21 protein-coding genes are annotated in these 24,558 nt (G+C 67.6%); 9 read left to right on the forward strand and 12 right to left on the reverse strand.

Going from position 1 to position 24,558, the window contains the following annotated elements; translation table 11 throughout:
- Window positions 1-5 precede the first annotated feature (5 nt).
- Window positions 6-860, reverse strand: a complete 855-nt coding sequence (locus tag IFT60_RS05465; RefSeq protein ID WP_192050300.1) for a dioxygenase family protein — start codon at window positions 858-860, stop codon at window positions 6-8.
- 13 nt (window positions 861-873) lie between these two features.
- Window positions 874-1,383, reverse strand: a complete 510-nt coding sequence (locus IFT60_RS05470; protein WP_192050302.1) for a Spy/CpxP family protein refolding chaperone — start codon at window positions 1,381-1,383, stop codon at window positions 874-876.
- A gap of 183 nt (window positions 1,384-1,566) precedes the next feature.
- Here IFT60_RS05470 and IFT60_RS05475 point away from each other — a divergent pair, with 183 nt between their 5' ends.
- Window positions 1,567-2,256: a response regulator transcription factor gene (locus IFT60_RS05475; RefSeq protein ID WP_192050304.1), complete on the forward strand. Its 690-nt coding sequence runs from the start codon at window positions 1,567-1,569 to the stop codon at window positions 2,254-2,256.
- A 1-nt stretch (window position 2,257) separates the two neighbouring features.
- Window positions 2,258-3,700, forward strand: a complete 1,443-nt coding sequence (locus IFT60_RS05480; RefSeq protein ID WP_192050306.1) for a sensor histidine kinase — start codon at window positions 2,258-2,260, stop codon at window positions 3,698-3,700.
- Here IFT60_RS05480 and IFT60_RS05485 read toward each other — a convergent pair.
- The 9 genes from IFT60_RS05485 to IFT60_RS05525 form a co-directional block, all read right to left on the reverse strand.
- Complete coding sequence (locus IFT60_RS05485) at window positions 3,697-6,039, reverse strand: DNA internalization-related competence protein ComEC/Rec2 (RefSeq protein WP_192050308.1); 2,343 nt, start codon at window positions 6,037-6,039, stop codon at window positions 3,697-3,699. The two genes, IFT60_RS05480 and IFT60_RS05485, sit on opposite strands and share 4 nt — an antisense overlap.
- A gap of 29 nt (window positions 6,040-6,068) precedes the next feature.
- Window positions 6,069-6,284 carry a T6SS immunity protein Tli4 family protein gene (locus IFT60_RS05490; RefSeq protein ID WP_192050311.1) on the reverse strand — a complete coding sequence of 72 codons (216 nt, stop codon included), beginning with the start codon at window positions 6,282-6,284 and terminating at the stop codon, window positions 6,069-6,071.
- Window positions 6,281-8,011: a T6SS immunity protein Tli4 family protein gene (locus tag IFT60_RS05495; protein WP_192050313.1), complete on the reverse strand. Its 1,731-nt coding sequence runs from the start codon at window positions 8,009-8,011 to the stop codon at window positions 6,281-6,283. The genes IFT60_RS05490 and IFT60_RS05495 overlap by 4 nt, the downstream gene beginning before the upstream one ends.
- The gene (locus tag IFT60_RS05500) at window positions 8,008-9,744 is read right to left on the reverse strand and encodes a Tle4 family T6SS lipase effector (RefSeq protein ID WP_192050315.1); all 1,737 of its coding nucleotides are present in this window, start codon (window positions 9,742-9,744) and stop codon (window positions 8,008-8,010) included. The genes IFT60_RS05495 and IFT60_RS05500 overlap by 4 nt, the downstream gene beginning before the upstream one ends.
- Window positions 9,745-9,762: 18 nt before the next feature.
- Complete coding sequence (tssI, locus tag IFT60_RS05505; RefSeq protein ID WP_192050317.1) at window positions 9,763-12,579, reverse strand: type VI secretion system Vgr family protein; 2,817 nt, start codon at window positions 12,577-12,579, stop codon at window positions 9,763-9,765.
- A gap of 174 nt (window positions 12,580-12,753) precedes the next feature.
- A complete protein-coding gene (locus IFT60_RS05510) occupies window positions 12,754-13,554 on the reverse strand; it encodes a TatD family hydrolase (protein ID WP_192050319.1) in 801 nt (266 codons plus the stop codon).
- 3 nt (window positions 13,555-13,557) lie between these two features.
- A complete protein-coding gene (gene lolD / locus IFT60_RS05515) occupies window positions 13,558-14,256 on the reverse strand; it encodes a lipoprotein-releasing ABC transporter ATP-binding protein LolD (RefSeq protein WP_192050321.1) in 699 nt (232 codons plus the stop codon).
- Window positions 14,249-15,517, reverse strand: a complete 1,269-nt coding sequence (locus tag IFT60_RS05520; RefSeq protein WP_192050323.1) for a lipoprotein-releasing ABC transporter permease subunit — start codon at window positions 15,515-15,517, stop codon at window positions 14,249-14,251. Before IFT60_RS05520 ends, lolD begins: the two co-directional genes overlap by 8 nt.
- A 30-nt stretch (window positions 15,518-15,547) precedes the next feature.
- Window positions 15,548-16,825 (reverse strand): lipoprotein-releasing ABC transporter permease subunit, encoded by a 1,278-nt coding sequence (locus IFT60_RS05525; protein ID WP_192050325.1) that lies wholly within the window; start codon window positions 16,823-16,825, stop codon window positions 15,548-15,550.
- 518 nt (window positions 16,826-17,343) lie between these two features.
- Here IFT60_RS05525 and IFT60_RS05530 point away from each other — a divergent pair.
- The 4 genes from IFT60_RS05530 (at window position 17,344) to IFT60_RS05545 (ending at window position 22,137) form a co-directional block, all read left to right on the forward strand.
- Window positions 17,344-18,381, forward strand: coding sequence for a hypothetical protein (locus IFT60_RS05530; RefSeq protein ID WP_192050327.1), 1,038 nt, complete (start codon window positions 17,344-17,346; stop codon window positions 18,379-18,381).
- A gap of 13 nt (window positions 18,382-18,394) precedes the next feature.
- Window positions 18,395-20,089: a single-stranded-DNA-specific exonuclease RecJ gene (recJ, locus tag IFT60_RS05535; RefSeq protein WP_192050526.1), complete on the forward strand. Its 1,695-nt coding sequence runs from the start codon at window positions 18,395-18,397 to the stop codon at window positions 20,087-20,089.
- 276 nt (window positions 20,090-20,365) lie between these two features.
- The gene (locus IFT60_RS05540) at window positions 20,366-21,097 is read left to right on the forward strand and encodes an SDR family NAD(P)-dependent oxidoreductase (RefSeq protein ID WP_192050329.1); all 732 of its coding nucleotides are present in this window, start codon (window positions 20,366-20,368) and stop codon (window positions 21,095-21,097) included.
- Between the two features lie 32 nt (window positions 21,098-21,129).
- On the forward strand, window positions 21,130-22,137 hold the full coding sequence (locus IFT60_RS05545) for a Bug family tripartite tricarboxylate transporter substrate binding protein (RefSeq protein ID WP_192050331.1): 1,008 nt from the start codon (window positions 21,130-21,132) through the stop codon (window positions 22,135-22,137).
- Between the two features lie 190 nt (window positions 22,138-22,327).
- Here IFT60_RS05545 and IFT60_RS05550 read toward each other — a convergent pair whose 3' ends face one another.
- Window positions 22,328-22,810 (reverse strand): YybH family protein, encoded by a 483-nt coding sequence (locus IFT60_RS05550; protein WP_229510704.1) that lies wholly within the window; start codon window positions 22,808-22,810, stop codon window positions 22,328-22,330.
- Window positions 22,811-22,907: 97 nt separating this feature from the next.
- Here IFT60_RS05550 and IFT60_RS05555 point away from each other — a divergent pair, with 97 nt between their 5' ends.
- Genes IFT60_RS05555 through IFT60_RS05565 form a run of 3 tightly spaced genes read left to right on the forward strand, consistent with a single transcriptional unit; the run spans window position 22,908 to window position 24,361 of the window.
- The gene (locus IFT60_RS05555) at window positions 22,908-23,345 is read left to right on the forward strand and encodes an antitoxin Xre/MbcA/ParS toxin-binding domain-containing protein (protein WP_192050335.1); all 438 of its coding nucleotides are present in this window, start codon (window positions 22,908-22,910) and stop codon (window positions 23,343-23,345) included.
- A gap of 2 nt (window positions 23,346-23,347) precedes the next feature.
- Window positions 23,348-24,031, forward strand: a complete 684-nt coding sequence (locus IFT60_RS05560) for an RES family NAD+ phosphorylase (RefSeq protein WP_374000537.1) — start codon at window positions 23,348-23,350, stop codon at window positions 24,029-24,031.
- A 9-nt stretch (window positions 24,032-24,040) separates the two neighbouring features.
- Entirely contained in the window at window positions 24,041-24,361 is a 321-nt protein-coding gene (locus IFT60_RS05565) for a DUF2288 domain-containing protein (RefSeq protein ID WP_192050337.1), read from the forward strand.
- The last annotated feature ends 197 nt before the right edge of the window (window positions 24,362-24,558 follow it).

Consider the following 24,558-nt stretch of genomic DNA (forward strand, 5'->3'; position numbering starts at 1 on the left):
CTTCTTTAGAGGGAAACACCTACAGTCAGCGTCGCCACGTAGCCGTTCACCATGTCGCCGCTCATGGCCGCCATCTGCAATGCGGTGCCGTCGGCGAACACGTTGTCGCTCGCGTAGCTGATGCGCGCCAGGTTGCGCACGCTGGCCGCATAGCCGGTCGCCGTGTACACCTCGTTGCAGGTCGCCAGCGGGAAGGTGAACTGCGAGGTCTTCACGCGATTCGCCGCGCTCGTTGCCTTGACCAGCGTCGGATACACCTCGAAGTGCACGTGCGGCATGCGTCCGTCGTAGCAGCCGGGGAAGATGGTGGTGAAGGTGACGATGCCGTCGGCATCGGCTTCCTGTACCCCGCGCAGGTAGTTCTCGGCGCTGATCGCGCTCGCATACATCGAGTAGTTGCCGTCGCGGTCGCAGTGCCAGAGGTAGACGGTGGCGCCGGCGGCATTCGCGCAACTGTTCGCCACGTTGACGATCTTGAGTCTGATCGTCAGCGGCACGCCCATCGCCACGCCGGAAGCGCCGGCCACGCTCCAGCGGATGTCGGGCCGTACGATGCCGGACAGCGTCAGCGCATTGGCTACCTTGCCGTTGGCGGAATTGGTGCCGTCGGCCGGGTACGGGCCGCCGGTTTCCTCGGGGATGACCGTGCATGCCGCCGTGCCGGCGCCGGCGGTCGTAGTGGCCGGCGTGGTGGTGGCCGCGCTGCCGGCGGCGGACCCGCTGCCGCCGCCGCAGCCGTAGAGCGGCACGGCGGCGGCGCTGGCGAACAGCCAGCGCAGGCTCTGGCGCCGGCTCGCGCTGGCGGCGAGCAGCTTGTCGAGGTCGGACTGCAGGTCGCCATGGTGGTGTGTCGTGTTCATGATCTCTCCCTTATCAACGTGGCGCGCGCCCGACCTGGGCGCGTTGTTCCGGCGTGAGCAGGGCCATGACCTGCGCCCCGGTGCGCACGCGCAGCAGTTCGCGCGCGGCGATCGCCTGGCCCAGTGCCTTGGCGTGGCCGGCCGCCTTGGCTTCGCTGTAGTCGCCTGCCTCGGCCATGGCGCGCAATGCTTCGTGCGCCTTGTCTTCGATCTTGTCCTGCTCGCGCAGCTGCGGCGCCTGGGCGTGCAGGATGGCGAACAGGCGGTCTTGCTGGGCCTCGGTCAGTTCCACGCCGCGCAAGAACGGCAGGCCAGGGCCGCCCATGCGCCCGTGTGGACCGTGGCCGTCCGGGCCGCGGCGTTCGCCCGGGCCCGGTCCGGCGTCTGGACCGTCCTGCGCACCGGGGCCGCTGCCGTGCACGCCGGGCGGCGGAGCCTCGGCGAATGCGGCCGGCGTGGCGGCAATCATGGCGGCGAGGAAGATGGCGGTGCTGCGGAACGCGCTGTTGCGAAACCGATTCATGTTGTTGCTCCTGATGGGATCTCGAAAGACCTCATTCTGGAACGACGATTTGTAAAACGCCGTTAATCCAACGTAAAACCGCGTAAGTCCGGCCGGCTTCGGCAAGGCTCGGCGCAACGTAAAGCTGGGTAAAACCCGCCCGCCGCCGTGCTCTGGCGCGCACGCGTTTGCTATCATCGGGAGATGAATACCGTCCTGCTGATCGACGACGACACCGAGCTCGTCGCCATGTTGACCGAATACCTGGAAGGCGAAGGCTTCACGGTCGCCTGCGCCCACGACGGCGCCACCGGTGCGCGCGAAGCCCTGAGCGGACGCCATGCGATCGCCGTCCTCGACGTGATGATGCCGGCCCTGAACGGCATCGAGACGCTGCGCCGCATCCGTGCCGGCAGCAAAATCCCGGTGCTGATGCTGACCGGTCGCGGCGACGACGCCGACCGCATCCTGGGGCTGGAGCTGGGCGCCGACGACTACGTCACCAAGCCCTGCACGCCGCGTGAACTGACCGCGCGCGTGCGCGCCATCCTGCGCCGTACCCACGACACCCAGCCGGATGCCAACGCCGGCGCCGTGCTCAGTGTCGGCAAGCTGACCGTGCTGCCCGAGCAGCGGCGCGCGACCTGGGACGGCGCCAACCTGGAACTGACCAGCACCGAATTCAACCTGCTGGAAGTGCTGGCGCGCCATGCGGGGCGCCCGGTCAGCAAGAACGAGCTGTCGGAACAGGGCCTGGGCCGGCCGCTGGCGCGCTTCGACCGCAACATCGACGTCCACCTCAGCAGCCTGCGCCACAAGCTCGGCCTGCTCGACGACGGCCGTTCGCCGCTGCAGACCGTCTACCGCCTCGGCTACCAGCTGCTGCGCACCTGACATGAGCACGCGCGCACGCCCGGCGGGACGCCTGTTCTGGAAGTTCTTCCTGTCGATCCTGCTGGCGCAGGTGGCGGCGGCCGTCGGCATCGGCAGCTACTTCTGGCTGCGCGAACAGGCGCGCCTGTCGCACAGCGTCGCCAGCATCGAGACCGGTCCGCCGGCCGGCTTCCTGCTCGATGCGAGCGCGGTCGCCCTGAAATACGGCGGCATGCCGGCGCTGCGCGAGATGATCACGCAGATGACCCGGCATACGGTGTATGTCGTCGATCCCGGCGGACGCGAACTGCTCGGGCGCGCCGTGCCGCCGGCGGTGCTGGCGCAGGCGCGGCGCGAACTCGGGGCCGACCGGCCGTTCCGTCCGGTGCGCGAACTGACCGCGCCCGGCGGCGCTCGCCTGCTCGCCTTCGTGCAGCGTCCACCGCGTGCAGGCGGGGCGGCGCGCATTGCGGCCCATCCCGGACCATCTTCGCCGCCTGGCGACCCACCCGGCGGTCCCGACTTTGCCCGAGACGATGGCCCGCGCGGTCCCTTCGGTCCCGGCCTGCAGCTGAGCAAACCGATTCCGCTGCTGGCCAGCGTCATCGTCAGCCTGCTGTTCGCCCTGCTGCTGGCCTGGTATTTCTCGCGCCCGATCCGCGCCTTGCGCAACGCCTTCGAGGCGGCCGCCGCCGGCGACCTGGCGCCGCGTTTCGCCGACAGCAAGAGCGGCGGCGACGAACTGAACGACCTCGGACGCGACTTCGACCGCATGAGCGGCCGCCTGCGCGCCCTGATGGATGGCCAGCGCCGCCTGCTGCACGACGTCTCGCACGAACTGCGCTCGCCGCTGGCGCGCCTGCAGGCGGCGATCGGCCTGGCGCACCAGCAGCCCGACAAGATCGCCACTTCGCTCGAACGGATCGAGCGCGAGAGCGTGCGCATGGACAAGCTGGTGGGTGAACTGCTGACGCTGTCCCGCCTCGAAGCCAATCCCGAACTGCCCAAGCGCGAGCCGGTCGACCTGCCGGAACTGGTCGACGCCATCGCCTCCGACGTGCGCTTCGAGGCCGGTCCCGATGGCCCGGCGATCGAGGTCGAGATCACAGGAGAGGTGCAAGTGCATGGCGCCCCCGACCTGCTGTGGAGCGCGATCGAAAACGTGGTGCGCAACGCCGTCAAGCATGGCGGCGCCGGCGGCGTGGTCACGATCGCGCTGCGCGCCGACGCGCGTTGCGCCTACATCGATGTGCTCGACCGCGGCCCCGGCATCGCACCCGCCGACCTGCCGACGATCTTCCAGCCCTTTTCGCGTTCCGAGACAGCAGCCACCAATGTCGACGGCCATGGCCTCGGCCTGGCGATTGCCGCGCGCGTCGTGCATGCGCATGGCGGGACGATCCGGGCCATGAACCGCGAGGGCGGCGGACTGCGGGTAGCGATCGTGCTGCCGCTTCCGGGCTAGCGGTCGTACCAATAGCGCGGATGGTCGCGGCGGTATTCGCCGGTGGCGATGTCGGTACTGAACTCAAAGGTGATCGCCCCCGACTCATCGGTGCGCAGCCGTTCGATGGCAAGCGCGCCGTAGCGCTCGAATACCTCTTTTTTCGGGTGTTTGTAACGATTCCTGTGCCCGACCTGGAACACGCTGATCGACGGCTTCACCGCGGCGAGAAAGGCCGGCGTGGACGAGGTGCCGCTGCCGTGATGGGGCGCGAGCAGCACGTCGGCGCGCAGCAGGTCCGGGTCGCTGGCCACCAGCGCCGCTTCCTGCGCAGCTTCGATGTCGGCGGCCAGCAGGATCGCCCTGCCCCCCGCGGAGATACGCAAGGTGCAGCTGCGCGCGTTTGCCTTCAGGCCGCTGTCCGCGTAGCTGGCCGCGGTCGGCTGCAGCATCTCGAACACGACGCCATCCCACTCCCAGCGCTGGCCGGCCACGCACTGGCGATGCGCCCTGGTCGCTGCGACCACGCGGTGGCCCGGTCCCAGCGAACTCTTCACGCTGTCGATGGCCAGCGCGTCGAGCAGGGTCAGTGCGCCGCCGACGTGATCGAGGTCGCTGTGCGAGACGACCAGGGTGTCGAGGCGGCGGATGCCGCGTGCGCGCAGGTAGGGCAGGATCACGCGGCTGCCGGCGTCCTGGCCGGGCGCATATTGCGGGCCGGCGTCGTAGAGCAGGCGGTGCCGCGCCGTTTCGACCAGCAACGCCATGCCCTGGCCGACGTCGAAGGCGGTGACGGTGAAGCGGCCCGGCGGCGGGGACGCCGGCTGCAGCAGGAACAGCGGCAGCCAGGCCGCCGCGCCGGTCCAGCGCTGCGGCCAGCCGCGCGGCGCCAGCATCCAGGCGGTGCCGAGCAGCGCCAGTGTAAATAGCGGGGGCGGCGGCGCCGGTGCGCTCCAGACAGCGAGCGGCAGCGCCGCCAGCCACCCCAGCGCGAGCGCCAGCCATTCCAGCGCGAGATGCGCGCACCACAGCACCGGCGCGGCCAGCGGCGCCGGCAGCAGGCTGCCGACGAGCGCCAGCGGCGTGACGACGAAACTCACGACGGGAATCGCGACCGCATTGGCCAGCGGGCCGACCAGCGAGACCTGGGAAAACAGTAGCAGCGTCAAGGGCACCAGCCCGAGCGTCACCGCGTACTGCGTGCGCGCGGCCAGCGCCAGCGTCGCGCGCCAGCCGCTTGCGGTGCTGCTGCGGCCCAGGCCCGCATACAGGATCACGCCCACTGCGCCGAATGACAGCCAGAAGCCCGGCCACAGCACCGCCCAGGGATCGATCAGCACGACCAGCCCGAGCGCCAGGCACAGGATGTGCGACACGCTGGTGAGCCGCCCCAGCCACAGCGCGGCCGCCACCACCGCCAGCATGTACAAGGTACGCTGAGCCGGCACGCCGAAGCCGGCCAGCAGCACGTACAAGAGCGCAGCCAGCGCGCCGCCGAGCGCGGCTACCTTTTGCGCAGGCAGCAGCAACGGCAGCTGGGCGCCGGTGAAAAACGAGCGGCGCCACAGCCAGGACAGCGCCAGCGCCGCCAGTCCGGCCACCATCGTGATGTGCAGGCCTGAGATGGCGACCAGGTGGCTCACGCCGGTGCGGTTGAACACGTCCCAATCCGGCTGCTCGATGCCGCGCTGGTCGCCAACCACCAGCGCCACGATCACGCCGGCATACGGTTCGTCGCCGAGGGCCTGCTGGATGCGTGTGCGCAGGACGTCGCGGCTGCGTTCGACGAGGTGGCCGGGCGTGACGACGAAATCGTCGAGCCGGCGATTGCTGTTTGCTGTGCGCACGTAGCCGGTGGCGCGGATGCCCTGCCCCAGCAGCCAGGCTTCGTAATCGAAACCGTGCGGGTTGGCGTTGCCGTGCGGGCGCTGCAGGCGCAACGTCAGGCGCCAGCGTTCGCCGGGCCGCAAACGCAGGCGCTCGCCCTCGGCGCGGTACCAGGACAGGGCCAGCGTCGGCGGCACCTGCGCCTCTTCGGTCAGCACGTTCTCGACCCTGAACTGGAAGCGCACGCCCTGGCCAAAGTCGTGCGGCAGCTTGGCGACGGTGCCGATGACGTCGATGTCGCGGCCTTCGTCGGCTTTGGCGAGTTCAGGCGCGAGCGCCAGCTGGGCGATGAAGGCGGCCCAGGCGAAACCGGCCAAGGCGCCGGCGAGTGCGGCGCGCAGCGGGCCGCGCAGAGCCAGTAGCAGGGCGACGGCCGCCAGCAGGAAGGCGCCGATGTGCCAGCCGGCGGGAAGCGCGGCGCGCGTTTGCAGGAAGGCGGCGCCGGCGACGAAGCCGAGGATGAGGGAGCGCATCGTGGGCAGCCGCGCGAACGGCGGAAAGTTCAGGCCGCGGGTGGGCGGGACGGCTTGGCCACTACGCCGGCAGGCGGTGCGGGCTGTTTGCCGTTTGCCGGGTTAAGCGTGTGGAATCGGATGCTGGACGTGATCTTGTCCCAGAGCGCCATGGCGGCGTCTTCCGACAGCGATGTGGAAACCGGTTCATTGTCGCCCTTGCCGGTGCTCATCTGGAAAACGACGTGGGGAACGAGCACGATCATGCCGATTCCCCCGTGTCGCTGCCGCCTGCCTGATGCGGCGCATCGGCCAGCCGCACCAGACGCCACGCCCCACGGCGTTCGATCGACCTGGCAGCGTTGGCCGAACGTCCAAAGGCGCTGGGGGGCACGGCGAAGGTGGCCGACGGCAGCAAGCTGCCGCGCGCGAACCAGCGCGTGCCATCCAGCGCACGCGGATCTTCGCAATGCCACCAGCCGCTGGCCGGGCACGGGATGCCGGTGGCGGCAAAGCCGCCGACCGCTACGCCCTGCTGTTCCATGACGCTGGGACCAAGCCCCGCCGTCGTGATGCTGGCAGGCGCCGCCGGCGTAGCCTGGGCCAGCGGCAGCGGCGACGGCACACGCTTGCGGTTGCGCTTGTCGACCAGCTTCCACGAGGTTTGCGTCTTCGATTCGTAACTCGGCTGCATGCCGCGCAGCTTTTCCCACAAAGTCTGTGGCGGCAACAGCAAGGCTTGCGGCATGCGCTCGCCCTTCTTGATGTACTGGCGCTGGCCACCCAACACGCCGACGCCGTTGCCACCGGCGCTACACGACCACCAGCCACTTTCGGGGCAGCGGTCGCCGGCCCAGGCGTAGGTGCCGAGCGGCGTTGGCGGGACGACGGCCGCGGCGGGCGCGCGCGGCTGCGTGGGCCGTAAGCGAATGCTGGACGATATCTTGTCCCATAGTGCCATGGCGGCGTCTTGTGACAAGGACGAAGGAACGGGGCCGGTGTCACCTTCGCCGGTGGTCATTTTAAAAACAAAGTGCGGAACGAGCACGTTGTCTTCCGTTCCATCGACCTCCCACCAAAAGGAATAAACGATAGCGTCATTTAACTCGGCGACACGCTTGACCAACTCATCGCCAATGAGGCCACCTATTGTTCGCCGTGCTGCGCGCAGATTCGAGATACGCCACCGGTCGGTTAGTGGCAAGGTTGACTGCGTATTCGCCCCCCTTTCAAGCAAACTTTGCTTGTCGGGCTTGTTCCCGGCGGCCAGAATGATGAGGAACTCGATGTCCGGGTGACTCGGCAATTGAGCGGACATCATCACTTGCTCGCCTTGGTCGGCCGCCAGCGGATCGCGAAACCAGGCTCGGTCGATGCAAAAGCCCGGCTCCGTCGGAATCTGGTTGTGAGGGTTCGGCACCAACTTGGCGACTAGCCTGGGCAGATTCTCGATCTGACCAGGGTCGTAATCGTTCGCTACTAGAGCAAAACTCATGCCCTGGCCATGCAGCAAGGCTTCAATTGCGACACCTTCATAGCGGTAGCGTTCCAATTCAAGTCCCCTCGCTTGGGTGCCTTCCATTACCGTTCTGCTGTGGACGAATATCTTGCCGATGACACCGTTGTCCGTTTTTACTTCAGTCGCTGACTCGACATTCCTGTTTCCGCCAAGCCGGTCCGGAGCGGCTCGCAACTGCGCCTCGCGCTGTGCGAGACGGGCTCGAAAATCGGCTTCCGACTCGTCGGACGACGAGATGTCGAAGCCGTCGATACGCGGCCCGCGCAGCTCAAGGCGCGTCTCGTCGGGCATGTCGATGAGGAACCTGCCGATGCATACCGTCTTCATCTTCTGGGTCATGCGCGCCACCTTGTCATTGTCCCGTTGCGCCGCAGCGCGCTGTTTCACTTCGCTGGCAGCCCAGGCGGCCGTCAATCCGGCAACGAGGACGCCGGCCAGCAGCAGTGCCGGCCCTTGCCGCCACCAGGGCTTCACGGCATCTCCTGGACGATCTTCACCACCAGACGCAGCGTCAGCATGAGCATGTCGGGGTGCTTGTACGATCCCTGATGGTCGTAGCCCTGGGTCGCGAACACTTGCCTGACCTTGCCCCGCGGCCCCGTGCCCGACTGCTGCGGCACCGTGCCGTCGCCGCGCGCGTCCTGCTGCTCAAGCGCGAACAGCAGCTCGCTCTTGCCTTCCAGGCGCACGCGCCGCTGGCCCAGCGCCGTGTGGTTGAGGAAGCTGGCTGCACCAACATTCGCTGCGGTGACGGCGGTCGCCGCACCCGCCTGCTGCCAGGCGAGCCAGCGCACTTGGCCGTACGCGCGCTTATGCTGGTCGTCGCCGTAGAAGGCATATGTATTTGGATGGTAATAGTCGCCCAGAGAGCGGTGAAATCGCTCGGCAGTCTCAATTGCTTCCTTGATCGATTTTTCGACTCCACCCGGTTTTTTCTTGTATTTGCCGGCGGGATCAGCCAGCGCCGGGTTGATCAGCCGATACCAGGAATTTATGTCGCGGTACAGGTCGTATGGGTTCGACGCCCTGCCGCCGGGAAGATGCAGGCAATCGCGCGCTGTCGGGCCATGGCCCGCGACGTTCGTGTGCCCGCCACTGCTTGCGGGCGGGGTCGCGACGCCCGTCATGACACGCACATGCAGCCACGGTCCTGGATACAGGTGGTTCGGCAGCAATTCGAGCGCGCCCGGCGAGGTCGCCAGCACGGGCGTCGTTTTCTCCGTCGTCTCGCCCAGGATCACCGCCAGTTTGGACGCGGCAATGTTATCGACCGGGCCATTGTCCGGACTCTCGCTTTCCGTGCCGCAGGCCAGGCGGCGGTAAGCGGCCGGCGCCCCGAGCGCCGGCATGACGCCGTGGATGACGCCGGCGATCTTGTCCGGAATGCGCTTGGCGCAGGCGCGCGCGACCAGGCCGCCCATCGAGTGCGTGATCAGGATTACCTTGTCGCAGCGGCGTTTCGACTTGGTCCAGAAGGCGATGATCTCAAGAATGCGCTGCTCCAGCCGGCGCGACGACAGTTCGCAATCCTCGAGCCAGTTGTAGCCGACGGCATATACTGGAAAATTGTGTAGCGCATGCTTGTTGAGATGGGCCAGCGTCAGCGGCTCGAATTCGCGCACGCCCCATTTCGCCGGCGCGCACGCCATCACATCCTGCCAGTGCTTGCGGGGCACCTTGCCGTTACCCTTGTAGTCCGGTTCGAAGGTATGGTTCAGGCGAATCTCCAGAGCGTCGAGCAGGGCGCCGTAGGAATCGGCATGGACTTCGCCCCAGCCGCGCGCGCGCGCTTCCGCCGCCGACAGGACATTGCCGTAAGCGGCATTTTGCAACATGACGGCGCCGCCATCGTCGACTTCCAGCGTCGGGCCGTCGAACAGCTGCTGGCGGTCTGCTGCCGACACACCCTTCCATTGATCCGAAGCGCTCATCCCTTCTTTTATGCCATTCGGCGGACGCCACACCGGCGTCCCCGGCGCCACCTTCGTGTTCCTCTCGTTGACCCCACCATCCGTCCGCGGCTTGCGCTTCGCCCGCAAATTCGTCCCCATGATCCCGGGCACGACAATCACCGGCACCACACGGTCGGTCGGCACCAGCGCCAGCCCCATGATCTTGTAATCGGTCGACGAGGTATAGGAATCGATCGCCCAGCCGCCGCCGGGCAAGGGGGATGGAGGCGGTAGTGGCCTGGTCGGTTCGCTCATGGGAGATTCGGGGTGGGTTCAGGGAAGCAGTTCGAAACGGACCGGCCCGAGGGCGGCGGTCATGACCAGTTGCGTGCGCCCGGCTTCGTCGCTGATGCCGCTGACGGTGCTGCCGTCCTCGAGGTGGGCGATGTAGCGCTGGTGCGCGATCGGGTCGAGGGTCTGCCGGTGGCGCAGGACGACGCGCTCGTCGGCGCGGATGGCCGAACTTTTGAAGTCGAGCGGCGAAGGGACGCCGCCGCCGGGGCCGCCGTGGACGATGGCGCCCGCCTGCACCACGTGGCGGCCGCTGCTTTGCTGGGCGATCGCGCCATCCGCCCATTCCGTTTGCGCGCCCTTCGAGACGATCCGCACCAGCGGCGCCTCGATGTAGATGGCTTCCGAGGAGACCAGGCTGATGCGTTTGGACGACATGATGTCGATGCCGCCCTCGTGCGCCTCGAGGGTGACGTTGCCGCGCGCCGCGACCAGCTTGATGCCGAGCGCATGGGCAAAGGCGCGGATGCCGCGCCCGGCACGCACGAAGACGTTGCGGCCAGCCGTGACGCCGGCGTCGGCGCCGCTGACCACGTCGACCTTCTTTTCCGACCCGAGCGCCACGTTGTCCTGGCTGGCCAGCACCATGCCGGCCGGCGCGGTGACGGCGACGATCGGCGCGGCGCCGGTGCTGGCGTCGGCGCCCGGTGCGGCGCCTGGTGCCGTATTAGTGCCGTCTTCCCAGCGCTTGAGTTTCTCGGCCAGTTCGGCCAGCTTGCCGCTGCTTTCCTCGTCGCCGGCATGCTGCTCGGCGAGCTTGGCCAGCTCGTCGACCACGCTTTGCATCACTTCGGTCAGCCCGATCAAGCCGCTGCGCGCCAGCTGGCGGCCGGCGTCGCCCTCGGTGGATTCGGACGCGCATTCATCCGATGCTGCGCTGACCAGCACGCCCTTGCGGCCGCGGATGGCGACCGCCTGCTCGCTGCGCAGTTCGGCGCCTTCGCCGCGCGGCGCGCCTTCTCCGTTGGCGCGCGGACGCGCCAGCCAGCCGAGGTTCAGTTCCGAGGCCGCATGGTCGCTCGCCAGCTGCGCGCTGATCTGGCCGCCCGTGTCGTCGAAGCGCAGCTGGTTGCCGCGCCGGCCGCGGATTTCGCGGCTGCGCAGGCCGGCCAGGTAGCGGTTACCGGGCAGCGCACCCTCCGCGCTCAGGCTGGGGGGCGCGGCGCGGCCGTTGAAGAGCTGGGCCAGCACGATCGGCTTGTCCGGATCGCCGCCGAGAAAGGCGACCAGCACCTCGCTGCCGACGCGCGGCAAGGTCAATGCACCGAGCTGCTGGCCGGCAGGCGCACCATTGCCCGACCAGTTCGAGGCCACGCGCACCCAGGCCGAATCGAGCGGCGAGCCGGAGGCGCCGGCGCCGTGGGCGTGTTCATGGTCGAAGGTGCGCATGCCGGGAAAGCGGATCTTCACGCGGCCCAGGCTGTCGCAATGGACTTCCTCGTTGGCGGGACCGACCACGATCGCGCTTTGCAGTTGCGGATGCGGCAGGTCGACGCGCGGATCGAAGGCGGGAACCACCGGCACGCCGCGGCGCACCGCCGTGAAACGCACCTGCACCGGGGCGCTGCCGCGCGGCGTGCTCCAGCCGCTCCTGGCCAGCAGGCGTTCGATGCGCTCGGACATGTCGCCCGGCAGGTTGTTGCGCACGCTCGCCTGCAGTTCGGTGAGCAGGAAGACCCGTTCGTTCTCGGGATGGGTGTCGATCTCGGGATGCCCGGCGAGCGTGAAGTACTGGCCGGCGCAAAAATCGCGCACCGTGCCTTCGCCATGGAAGCATTTGGCCTCGAAGCCGTAGCGCGCCATGCGCAGCTGGCCCAGGCGCAGGCTGTCCTCGACGTCGTTGCCGGCATGGGGCGCGTCGACCAGGTAGTCGTCGAGGCTGGCGGCAAGCGCGTTGCCGTGGCTGCCCTGGTCGAAGTCGGCGCGCGCGCCGCTCGCCATGAAGGCGCTGCCGGCCGGCTGCTTGTAGTCCCAGCTGTGGCGCGAGGCGGCGCCCGGCTGCAGGCTGCGCGCCGCGCTCCAGGCGCTGATGGTGTCGCGGGCGTCGGTGGCGTCGTCGCGGTGGTAGCGCACGGTGCCGGCGGCATTCGTGGGCAGCCGGGCCGCGTCGGCGAACAGCACCAGCGTGTGCGCGGGGATGCGGTCGTGCAGCGGGTCGACGTTGCTGGCGCGGCTGCGGCCGGCGCGCACGCACCACGAGATGCCGCGCCGGCGCAGCAGGCGCCGTACGAAGGCGGCATCGGATTCGTTGTACTGCATCGTCTGTTCGCGCGCAGGGTAGTGAGCAGAATCGCGGGACAGGTCGAGCAGCGTATCGAGTTCGTATTCGAAGGCGCCGGCCAGCACCGCGTTCGCGTGGCGCCATTCGTCGAACAGCACCTGCACGATCGCGAGTTCGTTCTGGTTGCGGAAGATGCGGCTGTTGACGCGCTTTTCCATGATCGCCAGCGCGTCGCGCAGCACCAGCTGGTAAGTGGTGAGGCCGCCGTCGCTGTCGCCGGCACGCGCCTCGACCACGATGCCGCACACGCTGCGCAAGGCGCCGCGGTCGGTGACGATCTGGAGTTCGGCCGGCAGCGCGATGAACTGCTTCAGCGGCAGCGCCGGGTCGCTCGAGACGCAGGCGATGCGGTACTCGATGCCGCCGCAGATCGACTCGGTGCCGGTGACTTGTTGCGGCAGCAGGACCTCGCCTTCGAGCCCCTCGGCATGCGCCAGCCGCAAGCGCAGCGCGCGGTGCGCGGTGCTCAGCGACTGCTCGTGCCGCAGTACCCGCAGGAAGGCACTCGCGCTGTCCAATGTCGTCTCCCCCAGGCCGAAAGAGCCATGGTCCCACAACCCGACATTTCACGGTTGCGCTCGCTCACGAGTTTCGGGCAGGTTGTGGCGAACTTCAGACTGTCCGGACGCTCATCTGTATGCGCACACAGCCGAGTTCGACCAGCGGAAAAGGTTCCAGGAACGCGTGGATATTTATGCCAGCAGCGGCGCCAGACGTGGAATCGCGGCGAGCGAACTGGCCCAGGCCGCAGCAGCCTCCTCGGCCGGGTCGATGCCGCGCAGCCCGGCCAGGGCGGCGCCGATGGCCGGCAGCTGTTCCGGGCTGTTGCGGGCCGGGTGGATCCAGCTCGGGGAGATGTCGGGCGCATCGGTCTCGAGCACGATCCGGTCCAGCGGCAGGCTAGAGGCCAGGCGCCGGATCTGCAGCGCGCGCGTAAAGGTCATGGCGCCGCCGAACCCGAGGTGCATGCCGAGCTTGATGAAGGCGTTGGCCTGCTGTTCGCTGCCATTGAAGGCATGGGCGATGCCGCCGGAAGGCGTCACCTGGCGCAGGTGTTTCAGTACCTGGTCCTGCGAGCGGCGCACGTGGGTCAGCACCGGCAAACCGAAGTCGCGCGCGATGCGCAGCTGTTCGCGAAAGAAGCGTTCCTGCTTCTCGCGCATGGCGGGTTCGCATAGCAGCGGGATGAAGAAGTCGAGCCCGATTTCGCCGATGGCGACAAAGCGTGGGTCAAGCATCGCCACTTCCACCGCGGCGCGCAAGGCGACCAGGTCTTCGTCGCGCGCCTGCGGTACGTAGATCGGGTGGATGCCGAGCGCATAGCTGGCGTTCGGCGCCGCCTGCGCCAGCTGCGCCACGGTCTCGAAATTGCCGCGTTCGACGGCCGGGATCACGATCATCGACACCCCTGCGGCCTGGGCGCGCGCCGCGACGTTCAACGCTTCGGCGCCGAATTCGTGCGCATCCAGGTGGCAGTGGGTGTCGATCCACATCGCTTACGGCTCCAGCGGCACCAGCCCGTGTTCGGTCAGGCGCAGCGCGCGGTCGCAGCGGCGCGCCAGTTCCATGTCGTGGGTGACGATGACAAAGGCGGTGCCGAGGGTGCGCGAGAGTTCCAGCATCAGGTCGAAGATCACCAGCGCCGTGGTGTGGTCGAGGTTACCGGTCGGTTCGTCGGCCAGCACGCAGGCCGGCTGCGTGACCAGGGCGCGCGCCAGGGCCACGCGCTGGCGCTCGCCGCCCGACAGTTCGCCGGGCCGGTGCACGACGCGCTTGGCCAGGCCGACGCGCGCCAGGATCGCCTGCGCCTGTTCCATTGCCTTTGCGTGCGGTATGCGGCGGATGCGCAGCGGCATGGCGACATTGTCGAGCGCCGAGAATTCCGGCAGCAGGTGGTGGAACTGGTAGACGAAGCCGAGCGAGGAATTGCGCAGCTCGCCCCGGCGGGTTTCCGACAAGGTCGCGAAGTCTTCGCCGAGCAGCGTCACCGCACCGGCGCTCGGCGTATCGAGGCCGCCCAGCAGGTGCAGCAGGGTCGACTTGCCCGAGCCCGAGGCGCCGACAATCGCCACGCGTTCGCCGCGCCCAATGGCGAAATCGATCTTGTCGAGCACCTGCACCTGGTAGTCGCCCTGCTTGAAGGTTTTACTCAGGCCGCGGCAAGCCAGCACCGGCGCATTCATGGGATCACTCATAACGCAGCGCCTCCGCCGGTTTCACGCGCGAGGCCGACCAGCTCGGATACAGGGTGGCGGCGAACGCGAGGATCACGGCTACGACGCCGATGCGCGCCACGTCGGGCCAGCGCAGGTCGGATGGCACGGCCGTGAATTGGTAAATATCCTTGGACAAGAACTGCACTCCCAATAACTGTTCAATGAATGGAACGATGACATCGATGTTCAGCGCCACCAGCACGCCGCCGCCCACGCCGAGCGCGGTGCCGAGCAGGCCGGCGACCGCGCCCTGGACGATAAAGATCTTCATGATCGAACGCGGCGAGGCGCCCAGCGTGCGCAGGATGGCGATGTCGGCCTGCTTGTCGGTCACCGTCATCACCAGCGTCGACACGAGGTTGAAAGCGGCTACCGTCACGATCAGGGTCAGGATGATGAACATCATCTTCTTCTCGGTCTGTACGGCGCCGAACCAGACGGCATTGAGCTGCGACCAGTCGCGCATGACCAGGTCGCCCGACATCGATTTTTTCAACTCTTGTGCGATCTGCGGCGCCTGGTGCATGTCGCGGATGCGCAGGCGCAGGCCGGCGGGTGCGGCCAGGCGTTCCATCTTCTGCGCGTCCTCCAGGCTGATGAAGGCCATGCCTGCATCGAACTCGGCGTGGCCGGCCTCGAAGACGCCCGACACCGTAAAGGTGCGCATGCGCGGCAGCAGGCCCGCGGGCGTGGCCTGGGCCTGCGCCAGCAGCATGGTGACCTTGTCGCCCACCTGCAGGTTGAGGGCGCCGGCCAGCGCGTAGCCGAGCACGATGTTGAAGCTGCCGGGCGTGAGCGAATCGAGCCGGCCCTGGCGCATGGTGCCCGCCACATCCGAGACATCCCGTTCCGCTTCGGGCAGGATGCCGCGGATGACGGCCGGGCGCATGGCGCCGCCCTGCTGCTGCAGCAAGGCTTCGCTCTGCACGAAGGGCGCGGCGCCCAGCACCGCCGGGTTGCGCAGCGCCTCCTTGGCGGCATCGCGCCACTGCGGCATGTCGCCACGCGCGTCGAACACCTCGATGTGCGCCAGCACCGACAGCATGCGGTCGGTGACCTGTTTCTGGAAGCCGTTCATCACCGACAGCACGATGATCAGCGCCGCCACGCCGAGCGCGATGCCGGCCACGGAAATCAGCGAAATGAAGGAAATGAAGCCGCTGTTGTCGCTGCCCTTGCCGGCGCGCGTATAGCGCAGGCCGACCAGCCACTCGAACGGCAACTTGTGGAGGATGCTCATGGTGCGCTGCTTTTCATATACTTGAAACCGTCATTCATAGCGCAGGGCTTGCGCCGGGTTGATGCGCGCCGCCTTCCAGCTCGGGTAGAGCGTCGCCAGGAAGGCCAGCAGCACGGCCAGGCCGCCGATGCTGGTCACGTCGGGCCAGCGCAGTTCCGACGGGATCTCGCTGATCAGGTAGATCTCTTTCGACAGGAACTGGATGCCGAGCACGCGCTCGATCGCCGGCACGATGACGTCGACGTTGAGCGCCACCGTCACCCCCAGCAGCACGCCCAGTGCGCTGCCCAGCAGGCCGACCAGCGTGCCCTGCACGATGAAGATCTTCATGATCGAACGCGGCGAGGCACCCAGCGTGCGCAGGATCGCGATGTCGGACTGCTTGTCCTTGACCGTCATGACCAGCGTCGACACCAGGTTGAAGGCGGCGACCGCGATGATCATCGCCAGGATGATGAACATCATGCGCTTTTGCGACTGCACGGCGGCGAACCAGATGGTGTTCACCTGCGACCAGTCGCGCAGCACCACGTCCTCGCCCAGGCCGCGGCGCAGCTCGGCCGCCACCTGCGGCGCCTGGTGCATGTCGCGCAGGCGCAGGCGCACGCCGGCGGGACCATCGATGCGGCCCGCCGCCACGGCGTCGTCGAGGTGGGCAAAGGCGAGCGTGGAATCGAATTCGTAGTGGCCGGCTTCGAAGATGCCGACGACGGTAAAGGTCTGGGTGCGCGGCGCGGCCGGGGCTGCGCTGCCGCCTGCACTCCCTAGCAGCATCGTCACGCGCTCGCCGACGGTCACCTCGAGCGACTTGGCCAGCGCGCTGCCCAGCACCACGTTCATCGAACCTGAGGCGAGTTTGTCGAGGCTGCCCTGGCGCATCTGCCGCGCCACTTCCGATACCTTGCCTTCCTCGGCCGGCAGGATGCCGCGCAACAGGACCGGCTTCATGACGCCGTCGCGCAGCAGCATCCCCTGCACGTCGGCGAAGGGCGCGGCGGCAACGACGTTCGGGTTGCGCGCAGGATCACGCAAAATCGCGCGCTCGACCGCGCGCCAATCCGGCATGGCGCCGCGCACGTCGTAGACTTCGATGTGGGCCAGCACCGACAGCATGCGGTCGGTCACTTCCTTCTGAAAACCGTTCATCACCGACAGCACCACGATCAGGGCGGCCACGCCGAGCGCGATGCCGGCCACCGAGATCATCGAAATGAAGGAAATGAAGCGGTTGCGGCCGCTGCGCTTGCCGGCGCGCGTATAACGCAGCCCGACCAGCGCTTCGTACGGCAGCTTGTAGATGATGCTCATGTGTTTAAGTATTTGACAACCGACCCGCAGTTTGCCACACAAAGCTCATCCATGACAGTGCGCCAGGCCACGAAAGGCGGGCTGCCCCGGCAGGAACTTCGTACCGCGGGTGGCGGTCGAACGGGTGAGTCCGCACCAAAGCCAATGCAAGCCAGTTTAACGAGGCCCAGACCTGTAAGGTGGGCGGCTCCACCTCGCCAGTTCGCTGATCACCGGCGTTTGCGCCGCCCACGCGTTCAACCAGCCGGCGCACTGTCGCGAAGTTTCAGAGGGTGGTTGAACGCGTGGGCGGCGGCCAGCCAGCGGGTCGGCACCCTTCCGGGTGTAGCCGCCCACCTTACGGGTACCATAGCACCAGGGAAGACAAGATGCTGCGACCAGCGTTCGGAATGTCCCAGGCTGACCTGCTCGGCCCGGTAACACGGCAAGCGGACCGCTGTGGCGCCACGGGCACGGTTCGGCCTCTGGAAACGGGGGTAGCCCGCTCGCGCCGGTCCCATTTCGCCTACAATCACGGGATGTCCCAGATCACGCTCGTCCTGCCCTTCGCCCTCCCCATTCCCGAATTCGCACCCGACCTGGTGCGCGCCCTCAGTACGCCAAGCCATGCGCCGGCCCTGGCCGCGCTGCTGTCGCGCACGCGCAGCCATGCGCGTGTGCCGGTCGACGATGCGATCCGCGCCTTGCCGCACGAGCAATGGCTGGCGCGCGAACTCGGCCTGTCCGACGCCGGTCGCCCCGCCTTTGCGGCCCAGGCGATGGGCGCCTGCGGCCTGCAACCCGAGGCAGGCACCTGGTTCATCGTCAACCCGGTCCATATCGAGATCGCGCGCACGCACCTGATGATGGGCGACCCGGCCAGCCTGCGCCTGCCGGACGCCGACAGCCGCGCCCTGTTCGAGGCCGCGCTGCCGTATGTCGAGGAAGCCGGCCACACGCTGCTGTATGGCGACGCACAGACCTGGTTCCTGCGCGCTGACGAGTGGACTGGTCTTGACACAGCCACGCCCGACGCCACACTTGGCATGGACCTGACCGACTGGATGCCGATCGGCGAGCGCGCTGCGGCTTTCCGGCGCCTGCAGAACGAAGTGCAGATCCTGTGGCATACGCATCCGGTGAATGCGGCGCGCGAGGCGCGGCGCCAGGCGCCCGTCAACGCCTTCTGGATCTGGGGTGCGGCCGACGCGGCGCGGCGCAAGTCGCCGGCGGCGCCCAAGCTTGCCACCTTCGATGCGCACGGCGCCATTGCCCTGCTGGCCGATACCCGCGTGAGCGACCTGGCCGGTTTCATCGCCCAGGCCAGCGGCGACACCATCCTGTATTGCGCCAACGCCGCCCCGTATGCGGTCGGCGCCGACTGGGGCGGCTGGATCGCCCAGCTGCAGCAGCTTGAAGCCGCGCTGTTCGCACCCATCTTGGAAGCCTTGAAGAAGGGCCGCGTGCGCGAAGTGAAGCTGGTGCTGAGCCACCGCGACGCGCATGCCCAATTCTCCACCACCGCGCTGGTGCAACGCACTTTCTGGCGCCGCCCCACCCTGGACCGACTACTTTGAGCATCCCGCTGTGATTACACGCATCACCACCCGCCCCTGCCCGTTCCGCCAGTCCGAAATGCTGCGCCAGGGCGGCGTGCATCCTGTTTTAGCCCGTATCTACGCCGCGCGCGGCCTGTTCGATGCGCGCGAACTGTCGTGCGAACTGAACGCGCTGGTGCCGCCGAGCGGCCTGAAACACATCGACGCCGCCGCCGTCTTCCTGGCCGACGCCATCGCCGCCGGCAAGAAGATGACCATCGTCGCCGACTACGACTGCGACGGCGCCACCGCCTGCGCCACCGCCCTGCGCGGCTTGCGCGCGATGGGGGCGCAGGTCGACTACATCGTCCCTGACCGCGTGGTGCACGGCTATGGCCTGACGCCCGAGATCGTCGAACTCACCGCGCGCGAAAAATCGCCCGACATCATCGTCACCGTCGATAACGGCATCGCCAGCGTCGACGGCGTCGAGGAAGCGAACCGGCGCGGCATCGACGTCGTCGTCACCGACCACCACCTGCCGGGCGACCATCTGCCGCCGGCGCGCGTCATCGTCAACCCGAACCAGCCCGAGTGCGGCTTCCCAAGCAAGAACCTGGCTGGTGTGGGCGTGGTGTTCTACGTGCTGCTGGCGCTGCGCGCGGAACTGCGCCGGCGCGGCGTGTTCGATGCGCAGACCCAGCCGAAGCTCGACAACCTGCTAGACCTAGTGGCGCTGGGCACCGTTGCCGACGTGGTGAAACTCGACGCCAACAACCGCATCCTGGTCGCGCAGGGCATCAAGCGCATGCGCGCCGGGCGCATGCACGCCGGCGTGGCGGCGCTGTTCCGCGTGGCCGGGCGCGAGGCGCGCTGCGCGTCGCCGTTCGACCTCGGCTTTGCCGTCGGCCCGCGCCTGAACGCGGCCGGGCGTTTGCAGGACATGGCGCTCGGGATCGAATGCCTCACCACCGACGACGAAGGCCGCGCCTGGGCGATCGCCCAGCAGCTCAACGAAATCAACCTGAAGCGGCGCGAGATCGAGGCCGACATGCAGGACACCGCGCTCTTGCACCTGGACGCGTTCGAGCCGAGCGACAGCAGCACGATCACGGTCTTCGACGACAGTTGGCACCAGGGCGTGATCGGCATCGTCGCCTCGCGCCTGAAGGAAAAATTCTTCCGCCCGACGATCACCTTCGCACCGGGCGGCCCCGGCCTGATCAAGGGTTCGGGACGCTCGATTCCGGGCTTTCACATGCGCGACGCGCTCGATTTGGTGTCGAAAAAAGTGCCGGGCCTGATCGACAAGTTCGGCGGCCACGCGATGGCGGCCGGTTTGACGATGAAGGCCGAATCGTTCGAAGCCTTCCAGCAGGCGTTCGAGGCGGTCGGGCGCGCCTGGCTGACCCAGGCCCAGCTCGAGCGCGTGGTCGAGACCGACGGGCCGCTCGAGGACGAGTTTTACTGCACCTCCTTCATCGAACTGATGGATGGCCAGGTGTGGGGACAAGGCTTCGCGCCGCCGGTGTTCTGCGACGAGTTCCGCGTGCTGAGCCAGCGCATCCTGAAAGAGAAGCACCTCAAGCTGCTGCTGGAGCGTAATGGCCGGCGCTACGATGCGATCTGGTTCGGGCGTACCGACGGGCTGGGCGACCGCGCACGGGTGGCGTTCCGGCTCGATGCGAACGAGTACAACGGCGTAACCAAGGTGCAGTTGCTGGTGGAGCACGCGGAGCCGGCGTGATGGCGGTTTTCTTGCTGGTCGTCCGCCTTACGCCGTGCGGTGTGCAAGGGCACGACCGCGTGGACACAGGTGTCCACCCTACGGTGCTCCGCCGCGCGTAGCAAGTTCATGAAACGGTTGCGTAACGTAGGGTGGGCTCCCGAGCCCACGCGGTCGTGCAGTACCGCATCCGCACAGCCGTTTGCACTCCGCGCCCATGCTCATCCGCCCCTGATGCCATGCTAATATCACGCACGCCGGGTCGCGTGGACCCGCGCGGTTCCAGGAGCGGCGAGCATGAGCGAAGCACAGGAAGTGACCTTGGTAACGGGCGGCAGTTCCGGCATCGGCCGGGCCATCTGCGAAGCGCTGCTGGCGCAGGGCCGCAGCGTCGTCAACCTCGACTATAAAGCGCCTCACTGGGGTCACGACCGTCTCGTGTCGCTGCAGGCCGACCTCACCCGCCAGGACGAGATCGCGTCCGCCGCCGGCCGGATCGCAGCGCAGTACGCCGTCAGCGCCATCGTCAACAACGCCGGCGCCACCCGCCCCGGCACCATCGATTCCGCCACCATGGCCGACCTCGACGACGTCGTCGGCCTGCACCTGCGCGCGCCGATCCTGCTGGTGCAGGCCTGCCTGCCGGCCCTGCGCGCTTCAGGACGCGGGCGGATCGTCAACATCGCCTCGCGCGCGGCGCTCGGCAAGCCCGAACGGATCGTGTATTCGGCCACCAAGGCCGGGCTGATCGGCCTGACGCGCACGCTGGCGCAGGAACTCGGCGGCGACGGCATCACCGTCAACGCGGTCGCGCCCGGCCCGATCGCCACCGACCTGTTCAGGAACAGCAACCCGGAAGGCGCGCCGCAAACCCAGCGCATCATCGACAGTATCGTCGTCAAGCGCCTCGGCACGCCCGAGGACGTGGCGCGCGCCGCGCTGTTCTTTTTAGCGCCGGAGAACGGCTTCGTCACCGGCCAGGTGCTGTACGTCTGCGGCGGCACCACACTCGGCGTCGCCCCTGTCTAGAAACACCCCACTACAATTAAAAGGAGACTTTCATGACCCGTTCCCGTATCGTCGTCGCCCCGAAGCGGCGCGCGCTGGTCGTTGCCGCGCTCGCCGCCGGCATCCTCGCCTCCGTGCCCTTCGTCGCCCAGGCGCAAGCCGCGTTCCCGTCGCGCGCGCTGACCATCGTCGTGCCCTTCTCGGCCGGCGGCACCACCGACATCCTGGCGCGCGTGGTCGGCCAGTACCTGTCCAAGGACCTGGGCCAGCCGGTCATCATCGACAACCGTCCCGGCGCCGGCGGCAATATCGGCGCGCAGATGGTGGCGCGCGCCGCGCCCGACGGCTATACGATCCTGATGGGCACCGTCGGCACCCACGCCATCAACCAGAGCCTGTACAAGAAGATGCCGTTCGACCCGATCAAGGACTTCCAGCCGCTCACGCGCGTGGCGCTGGTGCCGAATCTGCTGGTGGCGCATCCGTCGCAGCCGTACAAGACGGTGAAGGAACTGATCGCCTATGCAAAGGCGAATCCGGGCAAGGTCAACTTCGCGTCCTCGGGCAGCGGCACCTCGATCCACCTGTCGGCCGAGATGTTCAACCAGATGGCCGGCGTCGACATGCAGCACATCCCCTATAAAGGCAGCGCGCCGGCGCTGAACGACCTGCTCGGCGGCCAGACCGCGATCATGTTCGACAACATGCCCTCGGTGATCGGCCACGTCCGCGCCGGCAAGCTGCGTCCGATCGCCGTCACCACGCCGCAGCGCTCGCGCGCCCTGCCCGACGTGCCGACCATCGCCGAATCCGGCGTGCCGGGCTACAGCGCCACTTCGTGGTTCGGCCTGCTGGCCCCGGCCGCCACGCCGGCGCCGGTGGTAGCGAAGCTGAACGCGGCCATCCTGAAGGCGCTGGCCGATCCGGAAGTGAAGAAGAAGTTCGCGGAACAAGGCGCCGAGCCGCATGGCGAGAAGCCGGAGCAGTTTGCCGAGTTCATTCGCAGCGAGACGGCGAAATGGGGGCAAACGGTCAAGGCGTCGGGGGCGACGGCGGATTGATTTTTTCGCCGATGATCATCCGGTGAACCGCGTGGAGTCAGGCACAGAGCGCCGCGACTCCACTCTACAGAAGCTTCGCGATACGGTATCGGTGTGCGGGCGTTACGCGTGGACTCAGGAGTCCACCCTACGGTGCGCGGCCTTTGTAGGGTGGAGTCCTGACTCCACGCGGTACGGCGCTGGCAAACCTTTATCGTCCGCAATCGCACCCGCGATCAAATACCACCCGCCACGTCCCCGGCCCCTCCAGCCGCCACACCGAATTGAAACGCCCGATCTGCCTGCCCGCCGCATCCCGCACCGGCCCGCTGCTGTAGGCCAGCGTCCCCGACGCCAGCACCTCGACCTCGTCGGGCGCCCACGAAAACGGCGCTTGCGCCTTGTCGAAATAGCCGCGCCAGGCCGCGGCGACAGCTTCTTTGCCGCGCCGCGCACCGTCCGGCCCCATGAACACGGCTTCGCGCGACAGATGATCCGCAAATGCCTCGAAGTCGCGCCGCGCCATGGTGGCGGCGAATTCCCGTTCCGCCTCCAACACTTGCTGGCGCAGGTCGCCAGGCGCCACGCGCGCGCCGCGCGCGATGCCGATGGCCGCCAGCACGATGCCGGCCACCACCACAAACAAGATTGCCGCCGATCGCCACCGCATGGAAGAACCTTTTCCTTTCGACAAGTCGGCGCCAATTCTGTCACGACGCACACGGCTTGACAACTGTCAGTTGCAACGGGTACGGAATCGGAGTATAAATACTCCAAAATCGGAGAAACCCATGAATCTTGCCTACTCCTACCCGAAGAGCCGCTTCGAGCCGGCGGTGCTGGTCGACCTCAATTCCCGCGCCGAGCGCGAGCGCCTGTCGAAGTCGGCCCTGGTCGGCTTCTTCAAGCTGGCCGGCGCCTGGCAGTTGCGCGACGAAGATGCGCGCGAGCTGCTCGGCGGCTTGTCGGCGTCGAGCTTCTACGACTGGAAAAAGAACCCCGACCGGGTGCTCGAAGTCGACCGCATCACGCGCATCTCCTACCTGCTCGGCATCTACAAGGCGCTGCACATCCTGTATGGCGACAAGCTCGCCGACGAATGGGTGATGCTCCCCAACAGCAACCTGATCTTCGGCGGCCGCACGCCGCTGGCCCTGATGATGGGCGGCGGGCTGCTGGCCATGCAAACGGTGCGCAAGCTGCTCGACGCGCGCCGCGGAGGCCTCTGATCTTGCCGGCGCTACCCAAACTGACCAGCCTGCGCCAGTTCGACACCTGCCGCCTGCTGCCCTCGCGCTTCGCCGACCTCGAGGATTCGGTGCTGGCGCCGCTGTCGGACAGCGACGCCACCCTGCGCGACCTGTTCGACCTCGACAACGCCACCAACGAGCGCCTGCGCTACGAGGCTGGCCTGCTGCCCGGCATCGGCATGGACGAGCTGGTGTTCGGCCTGCCGAATTTCCGCATCATCAATGCGGCGTACACCTATGCCCGGCCCGAAGGCAGCCGCTTCAACGACGGCGAGCGCGGCGCCTGGTATTGCGCCTTCGACGCGCAAACGGCGCTGGCCGAGGTCAGCTTCCACAAGACGGTCGAGTACCAGGAAATCGGCCGCTTCGACGACAGCGTCACCTACCAGGCCATGCTGGCCGACTTCAACGCCACCTTCCACGACATCCGCGGCGCGCGCGGCTTCAATAAATGCCTCGACCCGCGCAGCTACGTCGCCTCGCAGGACTTGGCCAATACGCTGCTCGAGCTGGGATCGATGGGCATCATCTACCCGAGCGTGCGCCATCCCGGCGGCATCAACCTGGCGTGCTTCCGCCCGGCCCTGGTCGGCAATGTACGCAAGGGCCAGGCCTATCGGTTAACATGGGCGGGTTCGCCGACGCCGGCGGTCGAGATTATTTGAAGCAGAGCCATGAAAACCAATCCTGAAAAAGACACCGAACTGCACGACAAGATCAACCGCGAGACCGGCCGCATCGGCTGGAGCGAGCTGGAGCGCCACTTCGCCCAGGGCAACGTCATCTACGTCAGCGAAGCGCTCGACCTGATCGACGTCGCCATGCGCATCTCGCACGACGACAAGGACAGCATCGCGCGCTGGATGGCCGACGGCCAGGTGGCCAAGGTGTCCGACCTGCAGGCGCAAACCTGGAGCGCGGCCGACGCTTTCCTGTGGGCGGCGGTGGTGCATCCGTTTATCCTGGTGCAGCCGGAGAAACAGCAGCTGCATTAAGGTCAGGCCCTCGTCTCGGCAAGCAAGCCGAATACCAGGAAAGAATGGTCAGACCTGTAGGGTGGGCGGCGCGAACGCTGCTGGGCCGCGAACGCCAGAGGTAGAGCCGCCCACCCTGCACGTCTGTGCATCGTCCTCGTAATGAGCCGGAGCAGGCTTTAGCGCCCCGCCCATTGCAACATCACCATTACGCGATG

This window comes from Massilia sp. CFBP 13721 (assembly GCF_014842025.1).
Lineage (GTDB): Bacteria > Pseudomonadota > Gammaproteobacteria > Burkholderiales > Burkholderiaceae_D > Telluria.

Excerpts from the sequence above, each read along its gene's own strand:
- IFT60_RS05465 (WP_192050300.1), bottom strand. The coding sequence starts at position 860 with ATGAACACGACACACCACCATGGCGACCTGCAGTCCGACCTCGACAAG.
- IFT60_RS05470 (WP_192050302.1), bottom strand. The coding sequence starts at position 1,383 with ATGAATCGGTTTCGCAACAGCGCGTTCCGCAGCACCGCCATCTTCCTC.
- IFT60_RS05475 (WP_192050304.1), top strand. The coding sequence starts at position 1,567 with ATGAATACCGTCCTGCTGATCGACGACGACACCGAGCTCGTCGCCATG.
- IFT60_RS05480 (WP_192050306.1), top strand. The coding sequence starts at position 2,258 with ATGAGCACGCGCGCACGCCCGGCGGGACGCCTGTTCTGGAAGTTCTTC.
- IFT60_RS05485 (WP_192050308.1), bottom strand. The coding sequence starts at position 6,039 with ATGCGCTCCCTCATCCTCGGCTTCGTCGCCGGCGCCGCCTTCCTGCAA.
- IFT60_RS05490 (WP_192050311.1), bottom strand. The coding sequence starts at position 6,284 with ATGATCGTGCTCGTTCCCCACGTCGTTTTCCAGATGAGCACCGGCAAG.
- IFT60_RS05500 (WP_192050315.1), bottom strand. The coding sequence starts at position 9,744 with ATGAGCGAACCGACCAGGCCACTACCGCCTCCATCCCCCTTGCCCGGC.
- IFT60_RS05510 (WP_192050319.1), bottom strand. The coding sequence starts at position 13,554 with ATGTGGATCGACACCCACTGCCACCTGGATGCGCACGAATTCGGCGCC.
- lolD (WP_192050321.1), bottom strand. The coding sequence starts at position 14,256 with ATGAGTGATCCCATGAATGCGCCGGTGCTGGCTTGCCGCGGCCTGAGT.
- IFT60_RS05520 (WP_192050323.1), bottom strand. The coding sequence starts at position 15,517 with ATGAGCATCCTCCACAAGTTGCCGTTCGAGTGGCTGGTCGGCCTGCGC.
- IFT60_RS05525 (WP_192050325.1), bottom strand. The coding sequence starts at position 16,825 with ATGAGCATCATCTACAAGCTGCCGTACGAAGCGCTGGTCGGGCTGCGT.
- IFT60_RS05530 (WP_192050327.1), top strand. The coding sequence starts at position 17,344 with ATGTCCCAGATCACGCTCGTCCTGCCCTTCGCCCTCCCCATTCCCGAA.
- IFT60_RS05540 (WP_192050329.1), top strand. The coding sequence starts at position 20,366 with ATGAGCGAAGCACAGGAAGTGACCTTGGTAACGGGCGGCAGTTCCGGC.
- IFT60_RS05545 (WP_192050331.1), top strand. The coding sequence starts at position 21,130 with ATGACCCGTTCCCGTATCGTCGTCGCCCCGAAGCGGCGCGCGCTGGTC.
- IFT60_RS05555 (WP_192050335.1), top strand. The coding sequence starts at position 22,908 with ATGAATCTTGCCTACTCCTACCCGAAGAGCCGCTTCGAGCCGGCGGTG.
- IFT60_RS05565 (WP_192050337.1), top strand. The coding sequence starts at position 24,041 with ATGAAAACCAATCCTGAAAAAGACACCGAACTGCACGACAAGATCAAC.